The organism is Streptomyces tyrfis (assembly GCF_037034285.1).
In the GTDB taxonomy this organism is placed as follows: Bacteria; Actinomycetota; Actinomycetes; order Streptomycetales; family Streptomycetaceae; genus Streptomyces.
The window spans coordinates 24,301-47,168 of record NZ_JBAGJZ010000032.1 but is presented as its reverse complement, the minus strand read 5'-3'; the positions used below and the strand labels follow the sequence as shown (position 1 = coordinate 47,168).

At 71.8% G+C, this 22,868-nt stretch carries 24 protein-coding genes and 1 pseudogene; 11 read left to right on the top strand and 14 right to left on the bottom strand.

All coding sequences use genetic code 11. From position 1 onward, the window contains the following. The first annotated feature begins 25 nt into the window (after positions 1-25). From WA762_RS23435 to WA762_RS23420, 4 genes are all read left to right on the top strand, one after another. Positions 26-1,594: a flavin-containing monooxygenase gene (locus WA762_RS23435; RefSeq protein ID WP_335938096.1), complete on the top strand. Its 1,569-nt coding sequence runs from the start codon at positions 26-28 to the stop codon at positions 1,592-1,594. Next, complete coding sequence (locus tag WA762_RS23430) at positions 1,591-2,550, top strand: alpha/beta fold hydrolase (RefSeq protein WP_335938095.1); 960 nt, start codon at positions 1,591-1,593, stop codon at positions 2,548-2,550. The genes WA762_RS23435 and WA762_RS23430 overlap by 4 nt, the downstream gene beginning before the upstream one ends. Then, positions 2,547-3,440, top strand: coding sequence for an SDR family oxidoreductase (locus WA762_RS23425; protein WP_335938093.1), 894 nt, complete (start codon positions 2,547-2,549; stop codon positions 3,438-3,440). The genes WA762_RS23430 and WA762_RS23425 overlap by 4 nt, the downstream gene beginning before the upstream one ends. Before the next feature lie 84 nt (positions 3,441-3,524). Continuing rightward, positions 3,525-3,809, top strand: a complete 285-nt coding sequence (locus WA762_RS23420) for a hypothetical protein (RefSeq protein WP_335938091.1) — start codon at positions 3,525-3,527, stop codon at positions 3,807-3,809. Positions 3,810-3,985: 176 nt separating this feature from the next. On the opposite strand, the gene WA762_RS23415 is transcribed toward WA762_RS23420, so the two are convergent. Next, positions 3,986-4,927, bottom strand: coding sequence for a beta-ketoacyl-ACP synthase III (locus WA762_RS23415; RefSeq protein WP_335938090.1), 942 nt, complete (start codon positions 4,925-4,927; stop codon positions 3,986-3,988). A gap of 101 nt (positions 4,928-5,028) precedes the next feature. On the opposite strand from WA762_RS23415, the gene WA762_RS23410 reads away from it, so the two are divergent. Continuing rightward, positions 5,029-5,643 (top strand): TetR/AcrR family transcriptional regulator, encoded by a 615-nt coding sequence (locus WA762_RS23410; protein ID WP_335938088.1) that lies wholly within the window; start codon positions 5,029-5,031, stop codon positions 5,641-5,643. Between the two features lie 126 nt (positions 5,644-5,769). Here WA762_RS23410 and WA762_RS23405 read toward each other — a convergent pair whose 3' ends face one another. From WA762_RS23405 to WA762_RS23385, 5 genes and pseudogenes are all read right to left on the bottom strand, one after another. Further along, a complete protein-coding gene (locus tag WA762_RS23405) occupies positions 5,770-6,783 on the bottom strand; it encodes a threonine/serine dehydratase (RefSeq protein ID WP_335938086.1) in 1,014 nt (337 codons plus the stop codon). Positions 6,784-7,022: 239 nt separating this feature from the next. Then, positions 7,023-7,253 (bottom strand): annotated as a pseudogene (locus WA762_RS23400) (helix-turn-helix transcriptional regulator); the annotation flags it as partial. 153 nt (positions 7,254-7,406) lie between these two features. Next, positions 7,407-7,769: a hypothetical protein gene (locus WA762_RS23395; RefSeq protein ID WP_335938083.1), complete on the bottom strand. Its 363-nt coding sequence runs from the start codon at positions 7,767-7,769 to the stop codon at positions 7,407-7,409. Positions 7,770-8,018: 249 nt separating this feature from the next. After that, positions 8,019-10,466: an LPXTG cell wall anchor domain-containing protein gene (locus WA762_RS23390; protein ID WP_335938081.1), complete on the bottom strand. Its 2,448-nt coding sequence runs from the start codon at positions 10,464-10,466 to the stop codon at positions 8,019-8,021. A gap of 285 nt (positions 10,467-10,751) precedes the next feature. Then, positions 10,752-11,471, bottom strand: a complete 720-nt coding sequence (locus WA762_RS23385; protein WP_335938079.1) for a DUF6333 family protein — start codon at positions 11,469-11,471, stop codon at positions 10,752-10,754. A 109-nt stretch (positions 11,472-11,580) separates the two neighbouring features. Between WA762_RS23385 and WA762_RS23380 the strand changes: the two genes are divergently transcribed. Further along, a complete protein-coding gene (locus tag WA762_RS23380) occupies positions 11,581-12,276 on the top strand; it encodes an alpha/beta fold hydrolase (RefSeq protein WP_335938077.1) in 696 nt (231 codons plus the stop codon). A 133-nt stretch (positions 12,277-12,409) separates the two neighbouring features. On the opposite strand, the gene WA762_RS23375 is transcribed toward WA762_RS23380, so the two are convergent. Beyond that, on the bottom strand, positions 12,410-13,525 hold the full coding sequence (locus WA762_RS23375) for a serine hydrolase domain-containing protein (RefSeq protein ID WP_335938075.1): 1,116 nt from the start codon (positions 13,523-13,525) through the stop codon (positions 12,410-12,412). A gap of 389 nt (positions 13,526-13,914) precedes the next feature. On the opposite strand from WA762_RS23375, the gene WA762_RS23370 reads away from it, so the two are divergent. The 4 genes from WA762_RS23370 (at position 13,915) to WA762_RS23355 (ending at position 15,853) form a co-directional block, all read left to right on the top strand. Then, positions 13,915-14,115, top strand: coding sequence for a hypothetical protein (locus tag WA762_RS23370; protein WP_335938074.1), 201 nt, complete (start codon positions 13,915-13,917; stop codon positions 14,113-14,115). Positions 14,116-14,128: 13 nt separating this feature from the next. After that, complete coding sequence (locus WA762_RS23365) at positions 14,129-14,689, top strand: hypothetical protein (protein ID WP_335938072.1); 561 nt, start codon at positions 14,129-14,131, stop codon at positions 14,687-14,689. Positions 14,690-14,846: 157 nt separating this feature from the next. Next, a complete protein-coding gene (locus WA762_RS23360; RefSeq protein WP_335938071.1) occupies positions 14,847-15,389 on the top strand; it encodes a GNAT family N-acetyltransferase in 543 nt (180 codons plus the stop codon). 122 nt (positions 15,390-15,511) lie between these two features. Next, positions 15,512-15,853, top strand: coding sequence for a LysE family transporter (locus WA762_RS23355; RefSeq protein ID WP_335938151.1), 342 nt, complete (start codon positions 15,512-15,514; stop codon positions 15,851-15,853). Positions 15,854-15,920: 67 nt separating this feature from the next. Here the strand turns inward: WA762_RS23355 and WA762_RS23350 are convergent, their stop codons facing one another. The 3 genes from WA762_RS23350 to WA762_RS23340 form a co-directional block, all read right to left on the bottom strand. Beyond that, entirely contained in the window at positions 15,921-17,513 is a 1,593-nt protein-coding gene (locus tag WA762_RS23350) for a pentapeptide repeat-containing protein (RefSeq protein WP_335938070.1), read from the bottom strand. 176 nt (positions 17,514-17,689) lie between these two features. Next, on the bottom strand, positions 17,690-18,484 hold the full coding sequence (locus WA762_RS23345) for a DUF2785 domain-containing protein (RefSeq protein ID WP_335938068.1): 795 nt from the start codon (positions 18,482-18,484) through the stop codon (positions 17,690-17,692). A gap of 484 nt (positions 18,485-18,968) precedes the next feature. Next, positions 18,969-19,442, bottom strand: a complete 474-nt coding sequence (locus WA762_RS23340; protein ID WP_335938150.1) for a GNAT family N-acetyltransferase — start codon at positions 19,440-19,442, stop codon at positions 18,969-18,971. Between the two features lie 228 nt (positions 19,443-19,670). Here WA762_RS23340 and lipB point away from each other — a divergent pair, with 228 nt between their 5' ends. After that, positions 19,671-20,312 carry a lipoyl(octanoyl) transferase LipB gene (gene lipB, locus WA762_RS23335; RefSeq protein ID WP_335938066.1) on the top strand — a complete coding sequence of 214 codons (642 nt, stop codon included), beginning with the start codon at positions 19,671-19,673 and terminating at the stop codon, positions 20,310-20,312. A 108-nt stretch (positions 20,313-20,420) separates the two neighbouring features. Here lipB and WA762_RS23330 read toward each other — a convergent pair whose 3' ends face one another. From WA762_RS23330 to WA762_RS23315, 4 genes are all read right to left on the bottom strand, one after another. Beyond that, the gene (locus WA762_RS23330; RefSeq protein ID WP_335938064.1) at positions 20,421-20,882 is read right to left on the bottom strand and encodes a pyridoxamine 5'-phosphate oxidase family protein; all 462 of its coding nucleotides are present in this window, start codon (positions 20,880-20,882) and stop codon (positions 20,421-20,423) included. A gap of 217 nt (positions 20,883-21,099) precedes the next feature. Further along, a complete protein-coding gene (gene coaD / locus WA762_RS23325) occupies positions 21,100-21,528 on the bottom strand; it encodes a pantetheine-phosphate adenylyltransferase (protein WP_335938063.1) in 429 nt (142 codons plus the stop codon). Positions 21,529-21,644: 116 nt separating this feature from the next. Then, on the bottom strand, positions 21,645-21,917 hold the full coding sequence (locus WA762_RS23320; RefSeq protein ID WP_335938062.1) for a DUF397 domain-containing protein: 273 nt from the start codon (positions 21,915-21,917) through the stop codon (positions 21,645-21,647). Then, positions 21,874-22,752, bottom strand: a complete 879-nt coding sequence (locus tag WA762_RS23315) for a helix-turn-helix domain-containing protein (protein WP_335938061.1) — start codon at positions 22,750-22,752, stop codon at positions 21,874-21,876. Before WA762_RS23315 ends, WA762_RS23320 begins: the two co-directional genes overlap by 44 nt. Between the last annotated feature and the right edge of the window lie 116 nt (positions 22,753-22,868).

Genomic DNA, 22,868 nt, shown 5'->3' with positions numbered 1-22,868 from the left:
GTGACGTATCGCGGGAGGCGGCAGCATGACCCAGCACGAGCAGCACGTAAGAGTGGCGGTGATCGGATCCGGATTCGGCGGCCTCGGGGCCGCGGTCCGGCTGCGCCGCGAAGGCATCACGGACTTCGTCGTCCTGGAGCGGGCCGGCTCCGTGGGCGGCACCTGGCGCGACAACAGCTATCCGGGCTGCGCCTGTGACGTGCCCTCGCACCTCTACTCGTTCTCGTTCGCGCCCAACCCCGAGTGGCCGCGCACCTTTTCCGGGCAGGAGCACATCCGCGCCTACCTGGAACACGTGACGGACACCTTCGGGCTGCGTTCGCACATACGGCTCAACCACGAGGTCCGGCTGATGCGCTGGGACCGCGAGGAGCTGTACTGGCGGATAGAGACGGCCAACGGGGCCGTGTTCACGGCCGATGTCGTGATCTCCGCGACCGGCCCGCTCTCCGACCCGAAGACGCCGGACATCCCCGGCCTCGACGGATTCCCCGGCAAGGTCTTCCACTCGGCGCGCTGGGACCACGACTACGACCTGACGGGCAAGCGCGTCGCGATGGTCGGCACGGGCGCCTCCGCCATCCAGATCGTGCCCTCGATCCAGCCGAAGGTCGGCCGGCTGACGCTGTTCCAGCGCACCCCGCCGTGGGTCATGCCGCGCATGGACCGGCGGATCAGCGGCGCCGAGCGGTGGCTGCACCGCACGCTCCCGGTCACCGGCACCGCGCGCCGCGGACTGCTCTGGGGCATCCGGGAGTTGCAGGTCAGCGCCTTCACCAAGCACCCCGACGAACTGGGCCTGGTCGAGAAGATCGCCAAGTCCAACATGGCACGGGCCATCAAGGACCCCGCCCTGCGGGCCAAGCTGACCCCCTCCTACCGGATCGGCTGCAAGCGCATCCTGCTCTCCAGCACCTACTACCCCGCTCTCGCGCAGCCCAACGTGGACGTGGTGGCCTCCGGCCTGGCCGAGGTGCGCGGCTCCACGGTCGTCGCCTCCGACGGCACCGAGGCCGAGGTCGACGCCATCGTCTTCGGCACCGGCTTCCATGTGACGGACATGCCGATCGCCGAACGGGTGGTGGGCGCGGACGGCGTCACGCTCGCCGAGGCGTGGCGGGACGGCATGCGGGCGCTGCGCGGCGCGACCGCGGACGGCTTTCCGAACTGGATGACGATCATCGGCCCCAACACGGGCCTCGGGAACTCCTCGATGATCCTGATGATCGAGTCGCAGCTGAACTACATGGCCGACTACCTGCGGCAATTGAACGCGCTCGGCGGCCGGGCTGCGCTCGACGCGCGCCCCTCCGCGGTGGACGTCTGGAACCGCCGCGTCCAGCAGCGGATGAAGCGCACCGTGTGGAACACCGGCGGCTGCAACAGCTGGTACCTGGACGCCAACGGCCGCAACACCACGGTCTGGCCGGGCACCACCACCGAGTTCCGGAAGGCGACCCGGGCGGTGGACCTCGGGGAGTACGAGGTCGTACGCGCCCGCGAGCGGTCCGCCGCGTCCGTGGCGTCCGGCGGGTCCGTGGCGTCCGGCGGGTCCGCCCTGGCGGGGTCCGTCGCCGAGGAGGTCGCGCGATGAGCCGGCCGTCCGGGCGCGAGGGCGCCTCGCCCGTTCCGATACGCCGGCTGACCGTGCGCTCCGCCGACGGGGCCCGTGTCCACGCCGAGGTGCACGGCCCCGACGGCGCGCCGGCGGTGGTCCTGGCGCACGGCTGGACGTGCAGCACCCGCTTCTGGGACGCGCAGATCAGGGACCTGGCGGCGGACCACCGCGTCATCGCGTACGACCAGCGCGGGCACGGCCGTTCGCCCGCGGCCGGCCCCGAGGGGTACGGCACGGACGCCCTCGCCGACGACCTGGAGGCGGTGCTGGCCGCCACGCTGGAGCCGGGGGAGAAGGCGGTGATCGCCGGGCACTCGATGGGCGGCATGTCGGTGATGGCCGCCGCCCGCCGGCCCGGACTGCGCGCGCACGCCGCCGCCGTGCTGCTGTGCAGCACCGGCAGCTCGCGCCTGGTCGCCGAGTCGCGCGTGGTGCCGCTGCGTCCCGGGGCCCTGCGCGACCGGATGAACCGGGCGATCCTGCGCTCACCCGCACCGCTGGGGCCGGTCACGCCGTTGTCACGGCGGATGCTGAAGTACGGGACGATGGGCCCGGGTTCGGCTCCGGAACGGGTCGAGACCTGCGCCCGGATCGTGCACGCCTGCCCGCGCGCGGCCAGGGTCGCCTGGGGGCACGTCCTCGCGGATCTCGATCTCGACGCCGAGGTGAGGGAGCTGAGGGTGCCGACGGCGGTGATCGCGGGCACGGAGGACCGGCTGACGCCGCCCGTGCACGCCCGCGCCCTGGCGGCGGCGCTGCCCGAGTGCCTGGGGCTCACGGTGCTGACGGGGATGGGGCACATGACCCCGGTGGAGGCGCCGGAGGCGGTCGGCACGAGGATTCGGGAGCTGGTCACCGCGTACGTCCCGGCGGGCGGCGAGATACGTACCGGAGCGGCGGAGGGCACGGCCGAGAAGGAGGACGCGGCATGAGCGGCGCGCGGGGTCTCGAAGGACAGGTCGTCGTCGTCACGGGCGCGGCGCGGGGCGTGGGCGAGCTGTTGGCGCGCAAGCTCTCGGCGCGCGGCGCGAAACTCGCCCTGGTCGGCCTGGAGCCGGACGAGTTGAAGAGGGTCGCGGAGCGGCTGCACGGCGAGAGCGGACACTGGTTCGCGGACGTCACCGACCACGAGGCGATGACCCGGGTGGCCCGGGAGGTCAAGGAGCGGTTCGGGAAGGTCGACGTGGTCGTCGCCAACGCCGGTGTCGCGGCGGGCGGTCCGTTCGTCGACTCGGACCCGGAGGCTTGGCGGCGGGTCATCGAGGTCAACCTGATCGGCGGCGCGGTCACCGGGCGGGCGTTCCTGCCCGTCCTCATGGAGAGCCGCGGCTACTTCCTCCAGATCGCCTCGCTCGCCGCGATGACGCCGGCGCCGATGATGTCCGCGTACTGCGCCTCGAAGTCGGGTGTGGAGGCGTTCGCGCACAGCCTGCGCGCGGAGGTCGCCCACCGGGGGGTGAAGGTCGGGGTCGGGTATCTGTCCTGGACCGACACGGACATGGTGCGCGGCGCGGACCAGGACGACGTGATGCGCGAGATGCGCCAACGGCTGCCCTGGCCGGCGAACCGCACGTACCCGCTGGGCCCGGCCGTCGACCGGATCGTGGCCGGCGTCGAACGGCGCTCCGCGCATGTGTACGCGCAGTGGTGGCTGCGCGGGATGCAGTCGGTGCGGGGCTGTCTGCCCTCGGTCATCGGCGTCGTCGGCCAGCGGGAGATGCGGCGGTTCGGGCCGCGCCTGGCGGGCCTGCGGACGGGGCTGGTGGGCGCCGGGGGCGCCGCGGACCAGGACGCCCGAGCGGTGCGCACGGAGCGTGACTGATCGACATGCGGTGGCCGGCGGGGCGTGCGACCGTGGTCGAGGTCCTCACGGACCGTTCCCCACGCACCACGAGGAGTGAACCGCATGGGCATCGCAGACCAGTTCAAGGACAAGGCGCAGCAGCTCGCCGACCAGGCGAAGAAGAAGCCGAACGAGAACCGCGACACGGGCCGGGACACCGGCCGCGGCGCCGGACGTGACCGGATCAGCGAGGGTCGCGACCGGATGAACGAAGGCCGCGACCGGATGAACGAGGGCCGGGACCGGATGCGGGACGACTCCGAGCGCGGCTCGAAGACGTCGCCGCAGGGCCGTGACCGGCTTCAGGATGCCGAGGACGACCTCCGCGAGCGCCGCCGCGACCGCTGACGCGGCGCGCGTGGACGTGTCCTTCTCCGTCTCCGTCTACGGCCGCGTGTGACACTGCGCGTTGTCCGTGAGGGGCGTACCCGGGTGACCGGGTGCGCCCCTCATCGCGTGGCGCGGGCGCGCGGTGCGCGGCCCGGGACGCCGGCGCACCGGCGGGCGGTGCGGACGCCCGACGGTCACGGGCAGCGGACGACCTGCCCCGCCCAGGACAGGCCGCCGCCGAAGCTGAACAGCAGGGCGGGGGAGCCCGCCGGGACCTCGCCGCGTTCGACGAGTTTGGACAGGGCGAGGGGGATGGACGCGGCGGAGGTGTTGCCGGAGTCGACCACGTCGCGGGCGACCACGACCCGTTCGGGCAGGGCGAGTTGGCGCACGACGGAGTCGATGATGCGCAGGTTCGCCTGGTGGGTGACGATCGCGCCGAGGTCGCCGGGGGCCACCCCGGCCCGGCGGCACGCCTCGGCGGCGAGGGCGGGGAGCTCGGTGGTGGCCCAGCGGAAGACCGTCTGACCCTCCTGGGCGAACCGCGGGTGCCAGGCGTCGACGAGCCGGACCGCGTCGCGCCGGGAGGGGTCGGAGCCCCAGACGACCGGCCCGATGGCCTCCTCGTCGGTCGCGCTCACCACCGCCGCCCCGGCGCCGTCGCCGAGCAGCACGCAGGTGCCCCGGTCGGTCCAGTCGGTCACGTCGGACATCTTCTCGGCGCCGACGACCAGGGCGTGCCGGGCGGCCCCGGCGCGTACCGCGTGGTCGGCGGTGGCCAGGGCGGTGCAGAAGCCGGCGCAGCCGTTGTTGAGGTCGTAGGCGACGGCGGCCGGGATGCCGAGCCGCCCGGCGACCTGGGCGGCGATGCTGGGGCAGCGGTCGATCGCCGAGCAGGTCGCGACGGTGACCAGGCCGATCTCCTCGGGGGCCAGCCCGGCCGCGGCCAGCGCCCTGCCCGCCGCGGCGGCGGCCAGGTCCGCCACGGACTCCTCGTCCGCGATGCGGCGGGTGGCGATCCCGGTGCGCTGCCGGATCCACTCGTCGCTGGTCTCCACCATCGTGGCGAGGTCGTCGTTGGTCAGCACCCGGTCCGGCTGATGGTGGCCGAGCGCGGCGATGCGGGCTCCCGGCATGGCAGCTCCTCACATAGGGCATCAGGATGCCGCGAATATAGCGAACGACCGGTCGGAAGTTAAAACGTGGGCGGGTGGGGCGCCGGGATACGCTGGAACGCATGAGCCCGCGCAATTCCGTCGCCGAGGCCCGCAGGACGCGGGACCGGATCATCGACCGCAGCGTCGCGGTCGCCTCGGTCGAGGGCCTGGAGGGGCTCACCATCGGGCGTCTCGCCGCAGACCTCGGGATGAGCAAGTCCGGACTGCTCGGCCATTTCGGCACCAAGGAAGTGCTCCAACTGGCCGCTCTGGAACGGGCGTCGGTGATCTTCCTGGCGTCGGTGTGGGAGCCGGTCGCCGACGCCCGGCCGGGGCTGACCCGGCTGCGGGCGGTCTGCGAGCGGTGGATCGGCTATCTGGAGCGCGAGCGCGAGACGTTCCCCGGCGGCTGTCTGTTCACCACGGCGGTGGTCGAGTTCGACGGCCGCGCCGACGGGCCGGTACGGGACGTCGTGGAACGGCTCTTCCGCATCTGGCGGCGGCGGCTCGTGGTGGACCTGCGCCTGGCGGTGCGCGCGGGCGAGCTGCCGGCGGGCACCGACCCGCGCCAGATCGCCTTCGAGCTGATCGGCCTCTACATGGGCCTCAACCACGCGATCCAGCTGGAGCGGGACTCCCAGGCCCCCGAACGCACCCGCCGCGCCCTCGACCGCCTGCTGACGCCGCCCCGCTGAGCACCGGCCGGGACGGCCCCGGGGCCGGGGCCGGGTCGGACCCGGGGGCCGGGGCCGGCCGGCCGGAGGCTCGGACGCGGCATGGCGGGGGCCGGAGGCGGCAAGGCGGGCCGGACGCGGCCGGGGTCAGTTCCCGGCCGCCGCCGGACGCGTCAGATCGCCCGGGTCGGTGTTCGCTCCGCACAGTACGACGGCGATCTTCTCGCCCTCGCCCGGCCGGTAGCCGTACGGGGCCGGGGCGGTGAGCGCGGCCAGGGCGGTGGAGGCGGCGTGCTCGACCGCGACGCGGTGGCGGTCCCAGAGCGTCTGGCGGGCGCGGACGATCTCGTCGTCCGGCACGAGCACGCAGCGCACGTCCTCCCGGCGGGCGGCGTGCAGGGCGAGCGCGGTGGCGCGGCGGGCGCCGAGGGAGTCGATGGCGACCGAGTCGACGGGGACGTCGACCGGCCGGCCGGCCTCGACGGCGGCGGTCAGCGCCCGGCAGTTCTCCGGTTCGACGGCGACCGTGCGGATGCCGTGGTGCCGGGCGGCGGTGGCGACCCCCGCGAACAGCCCGCCGCCGCCGACCGAGACCACCACCGTGTCCAGTCCCGGGACGCGGGCGTGGATCTCCTCCAGCAGGGTCCCGGCCCCCGCGGCGATCAGCGGGTGGTCGTACGCGTGCGAGGCGAGCGCGCCGGTCGTGACGGCGAACTCCGCGCACGCCTCCAGCGCTTCGGCGTACTCCGCGCCCACGATCCGTACGTCCGCGCCGAGTTCGCGGAGCTTGGCGACCTTCACCGCCGGGGCGACGGTCGGCAGGAACACCGTGGCCCGCACGCCCTGTTGCCGCGCGGCCCATGCGCAGGCCAGCCCGGCGTTGCCGCCGGAGGCGATGGTGACCCCCGCGTCGGGCAGGGTGCCGGCCTCGCGGTGGGCCTGGATGAAGTTCTGCGCGCCGCGCGCCTTGAAGGAGCCGGTGTGCTGCAGGAACTCCAGCGCGAACCAGACCTCGCCGGGCGTTTTGGACCGGCCGTCGGGGGAGTCGGGGTACGCCGTACGGACCGCGCCCGGGTCCACGGGGGCGACGGCGACCGGGCGGACGTGCCCGGTGATCCGGTCGGTGGCGGCCTTGATGTCGTCGTACGCGAGCTGCTGCACTTCTTCGCTCCTGCCGGGAGACGGCCACCGGCCGGGCGGACGAGCCGGTCGGCGGACGGGTTCGGAAATTCGAAACGGTCGGATCCGTCCGGGCCGGAGGCTCGGAACGGTCCGGGCCCGTCGGGCCGGACGCTCGGAACGGACCGGAATCGCCCAGTAAAACAGGCCGCCGAAGCGCGCGTGTGCCGGGTCGGGTGTGCCGGGTCGCTGTTCGGCGTACGGCTCCGCCGCCGTCCCGTTCACCGGATGCGGCCGCGGTACGCGCGAGGCGTGGTGTTCCAGTGGGCGCGGAAGCGGCGGGCGGCGTAGCCGGGGTCGTGCCAGCCGACGGCGTGGGCGGCGGCCGTGACGCTGGTGTCGGTGGTGCGCAGCAGGTACGCCAGTCGCTCCGCTCGGATCCGCTGGAGGTAGGCCATGGGCGAGGCGCCCGTGTCGGCGCGGAAGACGCGGGCGAACTGCGACGGGGAGAGCGACGCCTCCCGCCCGCGTGATGTGCCATGGGGCGCGGCGTGCGCCCCGGACCCTTCGCGTGGTGATCCGCGACGCCGTCGGGGCGGACGCTCTCCCGCCCCCGCCCCCGCCCCCGCCCCCGCCCCCGCCCCCGCCCCCGCCCCCGGTCCTGGTCACTGGGCGCGGGAGCGGCGTGCCTCGCGTGCCAGGAGCCGTACGAAAGCGGTGAAGCCCCATACGAGAAGGACGTTCGCGACCGCTCCCGCCGCGTACAGCGGCAGTGAGTCGAACGGGCCCGGAGCGGCGTCCGCGGCCGCGGTGTCCACCGATTCGTCGGGGAACGCGAGCGACAGGAGCAGCAGGAGCAGGAAGGCCAGCTGCGCCCCCGGGAAGGTCGTCAGCAGCAGGACGTACGCCAGGATGTCCGGCCAGCCCATGGCGTCGTACGCGATGGAGCACGCGGAGACGAGGCCGACGTACCAGGCGGCCGGAACGAGGTGTCTGATCCTGCGGTGTGGAGCATCCGTCGGCGTCATGGGGACATCCGCCTTCCTGGCAGGGGGCGTTGCCCGGCTCCGGGCTCGGGCGGGCGGCGGCGCCGTGCCCCTGTGGAGGAGGGGACCGGTGCGCCCCGTCATTATTGAACACGTTCAATTCCGGGCCTTCAAGCGGGACGCGGGAACGACGTCGGCGGAGCCGGAGCGAAGAAGGGGCTCCGGCCCCGCAGCCCCGCCCGGTGGGCAGGGTGCGGGGCCGGAGCCCGCTGTCGGCCGAAGCGCGTCCGGCTACCGCTGTTCGGTCGTCCGGCGTCGCTTCCACCACACGAGCGCGCCGCCGAGCGCGGCCAGGGCCGCGGCGATTCCGGCGATCAGGCCGACGGGGGTGTCGGAGCCGGTGTGGGCGAGGTTTCCGCCCGGATCCTTCGGCGAGTCCTGGCCGCCGGCGTCGCCGCCGGCGGGCGGGGCCGTCGGGGCCGGGGCGCTCGGCCGGTCGGTGGGCTTGTGCGTCGGAGTGGGCGTCGGGGTCGGCGTGGGCGTCGGGCTGGGCGTGCCGTCGTCGTCCCCGGCCCGGGTGTCGCCGCCCAGGTAGAGGGTGTCGGTGTCCCGGTAGGAGGCGTCGTCGGACTGGAGGGAGTTACGGGTGGTGTGGTCCAGGTCCCGGTTCTCCGTCTCGAAGCGGACCTTCGTGATGTTCTGCTTCGGTGACTTGGAGAAGTCGACGCCGCCGACCCCCTGGGTGAAGGTCTTGCCGCCGTACTCCAGCTTGAACCACTCGACGCCCTCGCGGAGGGACTTCATGTACCGGTCGTAGGTGTCCTGCTTGGTCCACTTCTCGTTCGGTGCGCGCAGCGGCCAGGCGGAGACGTCGTCGGAGTCGATGAACGGACGGAAGTCCGTGGGGGACTCGGCGTCCTGCCGGCGGATGTACTCGGCCGCGACGCGGGAGGTGTAGACGCGGCGCAGGTCCGCGTACTTCGGGTCGGTGTTGACCCGCTTGGACACCTCGGGCATCACGTTCGTCCGCAGGTTGGTCTCGCTGAAGCGCTTCTGGGCGTCGGTGAAGGTGCAGTCGTGGGCGCCGGGGGCGGACCAGTCCATGTCCATCCACTCGGTGGACACCTTCAGCGGGGCGTCCAGGATGTAGATCCCGCCGTCCTGTTCGCGGACCTGGGCCACCTCCGGCTCGATCCACAGCCGGACCTCGGGAAAGCACGGGATGCCGTCCTCGCGGGGCTGGGTGCCCCAGAAGCGGCGTGCGCCCGCGTGCTTCTCGGGGTTGACGGCCTCGGCGAAGTCGAACTTCATGGCCAGGTCCGCCTCAAGAAGCACCCGGCCGGCGTCGGTGGACGCGAACTTCGAGTCCATGATCTTGTCGGGCTGGTCCGGGTTGAGGTTGACCCAGAACTTCTCCGGCGTCAGCGCCAGCCAGGTGAACAGGGAGTCCGAGGCCAGCTGCATCGTGGCCCGGCCGCCGTAGCCCGGGTTCTCGTCCGGGTCCGGCATCATGTCGGCCTTCATGGAGTACTGCATGCCCTTGCCCTTGCCGAGGCCGCCGACGTAACGCAGCTCCAGGGTGGTGAAGTCCACGCCGCCGGGGCCGCCGCGGGGCAGGGTGCCCCGGGTGTCGAGGCGTCGGGCGTCGGCCTGGAAGCGCTTGGCCTCCTCCGGGGTGCGGCCGGAGCCGTTGACCCGGTCGTTCAGCGGGCCGCGCGTGCCGCACGGCGAGGCCGCCGCGGCGGCGAGGCGGGTGCGCGCGGTGCCGCCGGTCTGGCAGCCGGGGGCGAACCAGGTGTCGCGCCTGCTGTAGCCGGGGATCGGGGTGGTCTTGCCGACGGGGTTGTAGAGGCGCTGGTTGCCCCGGACCTGGTTGGTCTTGCCGGGGCGTTCCTCGACGATGTCGCGGTTGAGGTCGGTGATGTGCCGCTGCTGTCCGCGGGTGAACTTCTTCGCGCCGGTGAAGCGGAAGGTGTGGTCCGGCATCGACCGGGCGACGACACGGTCCTTGGCGAGCTGCTTGGGGTCCAGGCGCGAGTTCGACTTGAACTCGTGGAACTCCTTGGTGCGCTTGTTGTAGGCGTCGTAGCGGCGCTCGCCGACCTTGTTGCCGTCCTCGTCGAAGAGTTCGACGTAGTACTCGCACAGCCAGTCCGGCCCGACGAGCTTGTAGTCCCTGACGAGTTGGCGCTCGAAGCCGGAGCCCTTGTGGTTGTTGGTCTGGTTGCGGATGTAGCGCTTGTCGAACCAGTGGTCGAACGTCAGGCCCTCGTTGTTGGCGAGGTAGCGGGCGTAGATCTCCATGGCCCGGTCGGCGGGCTTGCCGGAGGTGTCGGCCTGCTTGGTCCAGGCCTCGACGTTCTTCTTCGGGTCGCCGGGCACCTTGGACAGGGCCTTCTGCTTCTCGGCCGCCGTGGGGGCCTGCAACCCGTCGTACGCCTTGCCCGGGAGGTCGAATTCGTAGTTCTTCGGGAGTTCGTCGGACTTGTGGAGCAGGCCGGACGGGTCGTCGGGAAACCCGGAGTCCGGCGGGGTGGTCCTGGCGGCCGGGAGGCCGTTGCGGGTGTCGCAGCGCTTGCCGGTGCCGGGCTTGGGCTTCGCCAGTACGGGCGGGCCCGCCGCGTGGGCGGTCTCGACGGCCGGCAGGCCGGTCAGCGAGACGGCGGCGGCCAGTGCGCCCGCCGCCGCCCAGCGCACGGTCAGCCGCCACCGTGTGGGTACGCGTAACTTTCGGTTCAAGGTGCTTGTTCTTCCCCTCGGTTGGGGGCCGGGGGAGGTACGGCGGCGCGTGAGGCCCCCGTGACGTGTACGCGCCGCCCTCCCACACTAGGGGCATCCGAGGCTGCGGCAACCGTATTGCGGCGTTGTCCACGTTGTGTCAACGACCATCAGAAAATGGGGAGTTGGTGTGACCAGGTGCGGGGCCGTCGCGGGTCGGCCGACGGGGCGGGCGCGGTCGGACGGGGTGGGTGCGGTCGGACGGGGCAGGGGGGTGTTCCTCGGATGAAGCGGCAGGAGCGTTCCTCAGATGAAGTAGAGGCGTTCCATCGCCCGGACGGCGGGCTCGGTGTGCAGCACGCGGAACGCCGTGGTCTGTACGCCGGGGCGGTTCCAGGGGTCGGCCCGGCCCAGGGCGAGGGTGGCGAGCGCGGACCACTCGGTCTCGGCGGGCTCGTCCTCGTCCAGATCGAGGCCGGCGTCCTCCAGCGTCCCGGCGCTCAGTCCCAGCGAGGCGATCACGGCATCGGGGTCGCCTCCGACGACGAACGGCTCGTCGCCGGGCCATCCGGAGGCGTGGAACATGGCCCCGTCCGGCAGCCACACGAGGTCCTCGGTGTGGTCGGCGCCCGCGTGGAAGTGGACGCGGCCGACGATACGGGCGTCGGGGAACCGCTCCCGCAGGGACCGGGCCTCGTACAGCAGCGGTGTGTCGTCGCCGTTGTCGGCGAGCGCCGGATCGCAGATCCCCCGGACGCGGCCCCACGCGCCGGCCCGGACGACGTCCAGATCGGTCCGCTGACCGGGGTAGGGAACGTCGAGGACCGACCGGGGGCCGAGGTCTTCGACGACCGCGTCGACCGTGCCGAAGGAGGCGGCGAACTCGGCGGCTTGTGCGGGGTCGTTGGCGGCCAGGTCGCGGACGTCCACGTCGAACGGGGGCGGCAGGACGGTGAGATCGCAGTGCCCCATGGAGCCGCGGACCGTCCGGTCGGGCGGGGAGGTCCAGAATCCGTTGCTGTTCATGGCCGCAACCGTAGTGGCGTGGGCCGGCCCGCGTACGCCCTTGCGGGGCGCCGTTCCGCTGTCGGCCGAACCATCGTGGTTCCGACGGCGCGGGCGACAGGATCGTCCCATGCAGCCGATCTTCGTACTCGTGCACAGCCCGTCCGTGGGCCCCGCCACCTGGCAACCTGTCGCGGCACACCTGGCGGCGGCGGGACACCAGGTCCGCGTGCCGTCCCTGCTGCACGTGGCCGCAGGCGATCCGCCCTTCTGGCCCCGCGTCGCCGAGGCCGTCCGCGACGACCTCCGGCACGTCCCGGCCGACCGGCCCGTCACGTTGGTGGCACACAGCAACGCGGGCCTGTTCCTCCCCACGATCCGCTCGGGCCTCGACCACCCGGTGACCGGCTCGGTCTTCGTCGACGCCGCACTGCCCGCCCGGGTCGGGCCGACCCCCGTCGCCACCGCCGAGTTGCTCGAATTCCTCCGCCCCATGGCGGTGAACGGCAGGTTGCCGCGCTGGACCGACTGGTGGGACGAGGAAGACGTCGCCCCCATGTTCTCCGATCCGGAGACGCGGCGGACCGTCGTCGAGGAACAGCCCACGCTGCCGCTGTCCTACTACGAACAGCACATCCCGGTCCCCGACGGCTGGGACGACCACCCCTGCTCCTACCTGCTGTTCGGTCCTCCGTACGACGACCTCGCCGCCGAGGCACGCGAACGCGGCTGGCGGGTGGCCCAGCTGCCCGGCGCGCACCTCCACCAGATCGTCGACCCCGTCGGCACGGCCCGGCACCTCGTCGAACTCGCCATCACGGCCTGATCCGCCTCCGTCGTACGGCCCGGCGCCGCGACGCGCGTCGGCCGGAGGCCGGGCCGTCCGGGCAGTACGCCGCGCCCGGAGGCGCGGGTCTCCGGCCGCCGTGTGCTGCCCGCCCGTGTGAACGGGGCGGCTGTCAGTCGGCGAGCCCGGCGTTGACGAGCGCCTTGACGTACGGGAGCACGTCGCCGACGCCCGTCGGATTCAGGGAGTACACCATGCGGTGCCGGAGGTCGCGGGTGGCGAAGACCCCGTTGTCCCAGCCGGGGCGGGAACCGGTCTTGCCCCAGGCGTACTCGCCGTTCGGGAGCTGGTGGCGCAGGAGACCGCCGATGCTGTAACACGCGTCCGGGCCACCGCAGTTCGTGTTGTCGGGGCCGTTCGACACGTTGGGGACTTCGAAGACCAGCTTCTGCTGGGCGGGCGGCAGCAGGCGGCCCCGGAACAGCGCGCTGACGAAGCGGTCCAGGTCGGCGGCGGTGGAGATCATGCCTCCCTCGGTCCACGGGTACGGGCTCTGCTCGGTCACGTCCTGCCCGTCGACGTAGACCCGTGCGTGGGGCGAGGGGATCGTCGGGTCTTCGGCGGCGGGCAGGCTGGTGTGGCGCAGGCCCAGTGGCACGATGATGCGGCGCCGCAGTTCGTCGGCGAAGGAGCGATGGGCGACCTTCTCGACGATCAGGCCGAGGACCAGGGAGTTGAGCCCGTTGTACTGCTGGTCGGCGGGGGTGGGGGACGGCACGCCGGTGGCCGCGGCGAACGAGTCGCGCAGAAGGTCCTCGGGCGCCACGGACGTGAGCTGCCATCCGGGCCCGTCGGCCGGTCCGGGGGTCGGTGCGGGCTTGGGAAGACCGCTCGTGTGGTCGAGGAGCTGTCGCACGGTGACGCCGCCGTACGCCTCGGGCAGCACGTCGGGGACGTACCGCCGCGCAGGTGTGTCCAGGCCGATCCGGTGCTCGGCGACGAGTTGGAGAACCACCGTGTTGGTGAAGAGTTTGGTGACGCTGCCGATCCGGAACCGCGCGTCGGCGGTGACCGGCCCGGCGGCGGCCCCCACGCCGTCCCGTCTGATCAGCGCGCCCGCGACGGCGTCGTCGGGAAGGCGGTCGAGGATGTCCTGGACGCCCGGGGCCGCGGACGCCGGGGTGCCGGAAGCGGGCGCGGTGGCGGCGGCCGTGGGCAGAGCCGCACCGACGGTGAGAGCGGTGGCCAGGGCGAGGGCGGTGGCGGTGGCGGCGAGGCGGGTACGCACTGGAGTTCCTCCGGAACGGGCCTGGTGGGACCTGACGGGACTCGACGGGAGCTGCCAGGCTCCGACGGGACTTGCTGACGACGTCAACCCTGCTGCGCCCAGAGGTCGTTGCTCATCAGTGATCCCCCTGACCGCGCCCCTGGGCCGCCCCCTGGGGGAAAGGCGGCGCCGCCCGGGACCGACAGAGGCGATCACGCGCACGGCGCTGCGGCGCGACGCCTCGGGCATCTCGTCCAGGCCGTCCAGGATCAGCAGCAGCCGCTGTCCGCGCAGCAGAATGCCCGCATGGAAACGGACACCGTGGTGGACCGGTCACGCGGGCACTGGCGGCATCGCGCGCCGCCATCGACGCGGACGACCCGGACGGCCGGCACGAGTGCGTACCGCTGTTGTGGCAGGCGGCCGCCGACGGGGCGGCGGCGCTGCCGCTCGGCACCCTCGGCGCCGACGCCGCCTTCGGGTCGTCGGGCTACGCCATGGAAGCACTGCTCGCACGCGCCGACGGCAACCCCGCGCGCGCTGTCGAACTGGTCGCGGCCGACCTGCCGGGAACCCTGCCCGGCTCCCCGGCTCAGCCGCTCGGCAGTTGATAGCGTGATCGTCATGGTGGAGCTGGCAGAACTGGTCCTGACCCCCGACGAGCGAGCCCGGGGGGTCCGCGTCGACAGCGTGATGTTCGGTCTGGACTGGACGGGCGAGGAGTACCCGGGCCAGCTGGCGGCGTTCGTGGCCGGTCGGGTGCGGGCCTTCGGGGCGGAGCCGACAGGAGTCGACACCGATGTCGTCTACAAGGCGGCCGAGGGCGACCCGACTCTGCGCCGCGGCGATTTCCCGGTGCGCCAGCTCGACCACCTGTCCGGGGTGCTGGCAGATCTCGGCTGCACGCTCGCGGTGTGGGACAGCGGCACCGACGCCTACGAGATACTGGTCGCGCTGACCGGCGGGCGTGAGCTGCCCGGGCTGACGCACGAGGGCCTCCCGGTGCGGGCCTGGGGCTCGGAACCCGAGGAGACCCTGGTCAGCCTGAACTGCCCGAGCTGCTCGCAGATGCTGGTCTGGGAGCTGTCCGGCACCCAGACCCTGGCCGACGAGCGCTGCGAGTGCGGAACCGCGTTGTTCGACGCCGCAGGCCACCCGCTGCCCGGCGTCACCCTCCACGACTGAGCCGCTCAGCGCCCCCCGGGCCTCGGCTCGTCCTCACCGATGCGCCGCTCACGTCCTCGCCGATGCGCTGCTCATCGGATGCGGCGTGCCCTTCCGCCGACCGGGCCCGCCGCTTATCCGTTTGCCGTCGGCCGGTCCGGCCGGATAGGAAGCGTGCATGCTTCAAGGCGGCAAGGTCGGGCTCAGGGCCCGGCACGAGGACGACATCCCGATCCTGCGGGCCGAGCTCTACGACGACGTGGTCAACGCCTCGCGGGCCGAGAGCCGGCCGTGGCGGCCGATCACGCCCGGCTCGAAGGACCGGCGGCTCGTGGTGGACGACGAGGAGCAGGCGCACGTCCCGTTCTCCGTGGTGGAGCTGGACGGCGGCACGTTGATCGGCACGGCGACGCTGTGGGGCATCGACAACCACAACCGGTCCGCGCACATCGGGCTGGGGCTGCTGCCGTCCGCCCGCGGCAAGGGCTACGGCACCGACGTGGTCGCGGTCCTCTGCCACTACGGTTTCGTCGTGCGCGGCCTGCGGCGGCTGCAGATCGAGACGCTGTCGGACAACGCCGCGATGCTGCGTTCCGCCGAGCGCAACGGCTTCGTCCGCGAAGGCGTGCTGCGCTCCTCGGCCTGGGTGATGGGCGAGTTCCTGGACGAGGTGCTGCTCGGACTCCTCGTCCAGGACTGGCAGCGGGACGCGAAGGTCTAGGACCTGTCTTCGAACTGAGCGGCGGGCAGGCCGTCAGCGCGACGGCCTGGCCCGCGCATACGATCGCCACCGCCCGCCCGATCCGCTCGGGGGCGACCAGTCGGGCCGCGTAGGCCGCGGCCATCGAGTTCGCCGGACAGCCGCGAGCGGGACGCACCACCTGGGCGAGGAACCTGGGCCTCGGGCTCGCGTCGGGCCTGCTCAACCCGAAGAACGCCCTGTTCTACGTCAGCCTCGCCGCGGCCCTCACCGACGCGAGCCCGGCATCGCTGGTGCTCTACGGGGCGTGGATGGTCACGATCGTGCTCGCCTGGGATCTCTTCGTCGCCGTCGCACTGGGCTCCCGGCGCGCACTCGCGAAGCTCTCCCGGATCCTCCCGTGGCTGACGAGGGCCGCCGGCGGCTTCCTGGTCGTCCTGGGCCTCGGGATGGTCGTCGCCCTCGTCACCGAGCTGACGCACTGAGACGGCGTCCGGGCCGTTCGCCGGATTTCGATGCCTCCGCGGGCGGCACGGACGCCCGACACGTCGCTCAGGGGAGGTCGGTGACCCGGGAGTGGAATACGCACTCCTTCAGGCCCCGTTCCATCGAGTCCCGCATGCTCCACCGGTCAGTGCCGAACCGGGCCCCGGTGAAGGTGGCGTCGCCGTGGAAGGAGGCGCGCCCCGAGTAGGCGCCTCGGATGCAGAAATCGGCGCCCATGGCGAACGACGCTTCTTCGAATGTGGTCGTCCCGTGGAACTGGGCTCCGGAGAAGTCCCCGTATTCCAGGCTGCATTCACTGAGGTCGAAGTCGATCAGCGTCGCACCGGAGAGCCTCAGGGAGATGCCTTCCCAGTGCGCGCCCGCCGAGGGGCGCGTGCGGTCGGCGAGTATTCGTTGTGCGGAACGCCGTACGCGCAACTCCTGGGCCTGGTCGGCGGTGAGGGCCGCCGGCCCGGCGGTCACGTCGAACGCCAGGGGCGTCCGCAGATACTCGCCCATGGTGTCGGCCACGCGTTGCCTGAGCCCGGGTTCGGCGTCGCCGAGCCCTTCGAGGGCGCGCAGGCCGGAGAGCCGCACCGCGGGGTCCGGATCGGCGAGCTGACGGCAGTACGCGTGGGCGACGTGATCGGGTACCAGGCGTCCCGAATATCCACCCCCGCCTTCTCCTTCGCCCTCGCCGCCGCGCCCGGAAATCACCGTCCAGGCGAAAGGCCAGTGCTGCTCATCGTCCCCGTCGCCGTCGGCCACCCGGGCATCGGTGAGGTCGACGGAGGGGTGGTCGAGATGTACTCGGCCGGAGAACGTCGCACTCCGGAACAGCGATTCGCCACCGAACCGCGCCTTCCAGAACCAGGCGCCGTCCTCGAAGCGGGCGTCCCGAAAGGACACCCTGCCGTTGAAGCGTGCCCCATCACCGCCCTCCTCCCAGGACTGGTATTCGCCCATGAGAACGTCGCGAGGCCACAGCGGATCGTCCTCGTTCAGCTCTCCCCAGGGAACCGCTCTCCTCTTCTCCACGGCCTCCCAGGCCGCTTCGTCCTCCTCGTCGATCGATTCCTCGCCGTGCCCGAACCAGGCGATCTCCTGAAAGCGGGCCCCGTCGAAATCCGCACGGCCGCGGAATCGGGTGCGCCCGAAGACGGCCCACCCGCCGAACCGCGCTCCGGAGAAGCCGGCGTCGGACGCGAAGAGCGCGCACTGGAACTGCGCCTCCCCGGTGAACCGCGCACCGTCGAAGACGCACCGACCGCTGAACAACGTCTCCGCGAAGGACGCCGCACCGAACCGGCACCCGCTGAAGTCGACGTCCCCGAGCTCGGCGCCGGAGAGATCCACCCGCAAGCCCTCCGGAAGCGTCCAGTCGGCAGGGGGCTCTCCCGAGCCCTCCGGCGACGCGCGCAGCTGGGAGGCCAGAATCCGGAGCGCTTCCCGCCGCACCTCATGGTCCGGACACCCCTCTGCCTCGGGCGCGCGCAGATAGTCGCAGATCGCGTCCACCACGCTCTGGCGCCACGGGGAGCCCTCCCCGGCCAGCGCGTCCAGTTCGAGCAGCGCGGAGTGGCGGGCGCCGGCATCCCGGCTCGCCAAGCGGTCGACGGCGGTGCGGTACGCGTCGGGAAGCTGCGGTCGCGAAGCCATGATGGCCCTTTCTGCCGGCTGAGGACTCTCCCGCCATGGTGCATCGGCGTGGCGGCGAGTCGGGGCCGCCCGCCGTCGAAGCCGGACCGGCTGAGATGCCGTCGGGGTGTTCATGCTTCTGCGCGCAGCCAGGCGGTGGACGGGGTGATCCGCGTCAGGCAGGCGCCGTGGAATGGTCAGCCGATGGACTTCGCGTCGTTCGTCAGCGCTTCGACGATCCGCTGCTTGACCAGGTCGCGATGCGGAATCTGGCGACGCGGCTGCCCCTGCCGCGGCGAGACGCCGAGGTCGGCGAGAACGTAGAGCATGCGCAGGGTGCGCAGTGTGTTGGAAACGTATGTCGGAGTGGTGCCCCGGGCCACGGCCCGCAATTCGGCGCCGATTTCGTCGAGCCAGGCGACGGATTGGCCGGCGGTGAGCTTCGGGTTGGTGAGAGTCGACGCGATGGCATGGGCGAGCCGGTCGTCCTCCCGCTCGGCGTACAGGTAATCGGTGGGCGCGACGAGCCGCGCGGTCGCGAGGTCCAGCATCTCGACCGGCTCGACATCGCGGTGGCAGCCGAAGGCGCCGAGCAGGTCGGCGCCGTGCGCCACGGCGTGCAGCCATCCCAGGCGCTCATCGTGTCCGCGCAGGTCGCTCTCGGCGAGGTACCAGCGGGCGAACGCGTCCAGCCATTCCCGGCGGAAGTCCCCCCGGCTGACGATCATTTCAAGGACCAGCGGCGCGAATGTACGGGCCTGAATCTGTGAATCGGTGAAGCGGGCCGCCATTTCATCGCCCAGTCGTATCCGGCGGTCGCCGTCGATGACGTCGCGTTCGATCCAGGCCCGCAATACCCCGTACGGATATCCGTCGCGCACCTCCGGGTCCGGATCGCGCAGGCATTCCGCCAATTCTGCGGTGAGTTCGTCCAGGTCGCTTCCCGGAGGCAGGGCGCATTCGTCCGAGTAAACCTTGTACCAGTCAGTCATGATCAGCGAGGTTAACCCGCCATGAGCGGTGTGCCCAGCCAGTATTCGAGGGCCTTCCTCACCGGGCCGGTCGGGACTACAGGGACCACAGGGACCGCAAGGGCTGAAGGGGCTGCCGGGTCGGCCGGGACCGCAGGAGCCGCCGGGAGCCTCGGCGTCGGAGTGGTGGTCGTGCCTTCCGGCTCGTTGCCCGATCAGCTCCGCGCGGCGCTGGCCCCGCTCGTCCCCGCGCTCGACGCCGCCGAGCGACGCACCCGGCCGTGAAGTCGACCCGCTGGGCGCCCCCGTCGGGCAAGCAGCAGATCCGGAACGCGCCGATGCACCACATCGTCGCCATCGGCGCGGCAGAGCTCGGCCTCCGTCCGCTCGTGGCCTGAACCGTCGTGCGCGAGAACGACGCGTGCGTGACGCGAGGTCGCCCGACGGGGCAACCGGGACGGACCCTACGGCCAGGGGAGCGAGTGCCGGTGGTGGCCGGGTGAGATCAGGACCACGAGACGTCGAACGGCAGATCCCGGCGGAAGACGACCATGGCCCGGCCGGGCCCGTCGTAGTCGTCGACGATCTCCGCGTCGAAGCCGAGGCTGCGATGGAAGGCGATCGAGCCGGTGTTCCCGACCGAGGTGATCGCCTTCAACCGCCGTGCGCCCTGACGTTCCGCCGCCTCGGCGAACGCCGCGTACAGGCGACGCCCGAGGCCGGTGCCACGGGCGTCGTCCCGCGTGGCGATCAGATGCGCGTACCCCGTGCCGTCCGGGGTCACGAACCCGAAGACGTACCCGCGGATTCCGTCCTCGGCCCGGGCGACCAAGCAGGTCGGGCCGAATTCCCGCACCATGGCCAGGAGGTGCAGCGAGCGGAGGTCGCGTTCGCCCCAGTAGCGGTGGTGATCGGTCAGGACCTGGTGGAAGTCGGCCACCTCGGCCGGTGCGATGTGTGTCCCCATGACGACGATCATGGCAGGCGTCGCCCTGGCCGTTGCGGGCGAACCCGCGGCAAGGGCTGCTGCGGGACCGATGGGGTCGCGGTCCTCGCCCAGGGGGGACGAGGCCATCGCGGATCCGGCCGTACGGCGGGACAGCCCGTGGCGTCGCGTCGGGTGACGCCCGCCCTGGACCGACCGCGTCTTCGACCGGCGTACGCTCTGCCTGTCCACCGATCAGGCGTGGTGCGGGGAGGGGCGGGCGTGGGCGAGCGCGGGCTGGAACGGATTGATCTGGGTGAGATTCCCTACCTCGAAGCGGTCGAGCAGATGGGCGCCTGGGTCCGCCAACGGCAAGAAGGGCTGATCGCGGACCGGCTGGCACTGCTCACTCATCCACCGGTGATCACCTACAGTGCCCGGACGCCGCGCCACGAACTGCCCGCGCGGACCGGGATTCCCCTGGTCGAGGTGGACAGAGGCGGTCAGGCGACCTACCACGGACCGGGGCAGCTGATCGGCTACCTGGTGGTCAATCTCCGCGAGCGCGGCCCCGGGGACATCGTGCGCTGGCTGGAGGAGGGCCTGATCAGCGCCTTGGGCTCGCTGGGCCTGCGGGCCGTGCGTCGTGACACCCCGCCCAAGGCCCAGAGCCTGGTCGGGGTCTGGACGCCGGAGCACAAGAAGGTCGCGTCGATCGGCATGAGGATTCGCAGCGGCGTGACAAGCCACGGGTTCGCCCTGAACATCGCACCGGACCTGACGGCGTTCTCGGCGTTCACCGCCTGCGGGCTGCCCGAAGTGGCCATGACCTCCCTCGCGGAAATGGCCGCCGCCGCGGGCGAACCCGTCCCCACCGAAGGAGCGGTACGAGAGGCCGTGGCCGCGGCACTCGGGGCGGCTTGAGAACCCGGTACGCGGGGGCTCGCCCGTGTGAGATATGCGATCACGGCGTTTCTAGTACCCCAGATGTAGACCGTGCTCCGAGAGAGGTGCGGCGGCGAGGGGCGGCCGTTATTCCAGCCACATCCCGTCGCGCATGATGACTCTCCCGCGTAGTTCCGGCTCGCCCCGCCAAGCGCGCACAGTCCTCGGGACGACGCGTACATACAGAAAGGAACCCTCTTCCACACGCGGATCCCACCCGAACTTCTCGGCGAACGCCTCCGCTGCGCCTCCGGGCACCTCCTGGTCCGAGAAGCACTCCGCCTCACCCTGGAGAAGCACGACGTCGAAGGTGTCCGGCAGCGCCAGGCGCACGCGCGGCTCCTGGCGGACGTTCCGCGCGGTCACGGAGGTGGCCTCGGTACACATCCACACCGCTCGCCCATCCCACAAGAACCACAGCGGCACCTGGTGCGGTCCGTGATCAGGGTGAGCCGTCGACACCCAGACATCCCGCTCGGTAGCGAGCCGCTCCAAGGCGTCGCGCACACGCGCGGCCGTCTGGCGACGAACGATTCCCGTGGTCTCCATAAGGGCCGACCCTAGCCAGCGGGCGCGCAGCGCACCTGAGGCGCAGGACCTACACCCAACGACCGATGAAGCCCCTCAGCCTTCTGCTCGGGGCCACCGACGTCCATGCCCGGAGTAGCTGGCTGAAGTGCTCAGCACGCTTGTCTCTGGTGACGGCCGGCTTGTGATCGTGCCTGGTGGCTGCGTCGCCGTCGGCACGTGGTGAAGCTCGCTCAAGTCAGCGTTGGGGGACGCGATCCTGTCGGCTCATCGTGGTGACGAGGGTGGAGGAGATGTGGGCCAGGGCGGGGTCCGCAGCGATGAAGAAGGTTTCAATTCCGGCCAGTTCGTGGTTCATGCGGGCCATCGGCATTTCGTAGTCCAGGTCGGGAACGCCGCGGACTCCCCGGATGACGACATCGATTCCGCCTCGGCGGCAGTAGTCGACCAGCAGGCCGCCGGTGTGGGAGTCGACCGTGACGTTGTTCAAGTCGGTCGCTGCCGCGCGGAGCCGGTCCAGCCGTTCCGTGATGGGGAGGCGGCCGGCTTTGTTCGAGTTGGACATCACGCACACGACGACCTCGTCGAACAGGAGGGCAGCGCGCCGGAGTATGTCCTGGTGCCCTTGAGTGACCGGGTCGAAGGATCCTGGGAAGAGGGCTCGCATGAGCGGAGAGATTAACAACCGGCCGCCCCCGGTACCGGCTGATCACCCGGAACCGCGCCCCGGGGCCGTCAAAGCGATTTCGACGGCCCCCGGGGCTTCCTGGCCCGGACGGCGGCTCAGGCTGCCTTGACGGACTCGATGAACGGGGTCCAGGCGGAGGCGGGGAGTACGAGGACCGGGCCCTCGGGGCGCTTGGAGTCGCGGACGGGGACGACGCCGGGGTTGCCGTCCGCGACTTCGAGGCAGTCGCCGCCCGAGGGGTTGCTGTGGCTGCTCTTGCGCCAGCGCGCGTACTCCTGGGCGACTTCGAGGCAGTTACCTCCGGAGGGGTTGCTGTAGCTGCTCTTACGCCAGGTCGCGACGCTCAAGTCGAATCGGCTGCACGCCATTTCGGTAGTCCTCTGCCGCTTGCTCGATCATGGCGAGGGACGCCCCCGGCGGCAAGGCGGCGGCCCTCAGCCGATCGTACGACCTCCGATATTGCTTCACGAGGCCCGGATCGTCGACGGTGTGACCGTGGTGCTGGCTCTCCGTGTAGAACAGCGGCGGTGCGTCCGCGAAATCCAGGATCATGGCATTGCCCAGCATGAGGGGGTGTGCTCCCGCGCTCCACGGCAGAACTTGAGTAAAGATCCGACCGCGCTTGATGAGAGCGGCGATGTGTTCGAGCTGCTCGGCCATCAGCTCCGGCGGCAGGATCGGAAGACGCAGCAGGGACTCGTGCAGGATGGTCCAGTACTGCGGGCTCCGGCGGCTTGCGTCGAAGAGTTGTGCTCGCTCCAACCGTGCGTTGACCTTTTCATCGGTCTCTTCAGAGGGCTCCGTCGGCCACTCGGCGCGGATCAGGGCTCGTGTGTACGACTCCGTCTGGAGCAAGCCGGGCACGCCGGTCGGAGACCACTCCTCGATGACCTCGGCGCGCTTTTCCGCGTCCAGTACACGTTCGAAGTACTCCGCGTGGCCCTTGAGGCGGGCCTTCCGTACGTCTTCGCAGCGCCGTTCGAAGAAGCCGTCCGTCTTCAGCACCCTGTCCACGTGCTGGGCCAGGTTTTCGGGCATGCGTCGCTGGCCACGTTCGATCTCACTGAGGTAGGTGACGCCGTAGTAACTCCTCTTGACCAGCTGGGCGAGGGTGAGACCCGCGTGCTCCCGTTTGAAGCGGAGTTCCTTGCCGTAGAACTCTGGGACGCTTGCCGATCCGTCGATTTCCTTGCGCGCGGCCACCGTTGACCACCTCTCACGCTGTGCGGTGTGGAGCGGGAAGAGCCTTCACGGTAGAGGCCGGGGCGGCGGTGCGTGAGGCATTCGTCACAGAACGCAGCGAAAGGTGTACGGGTCGC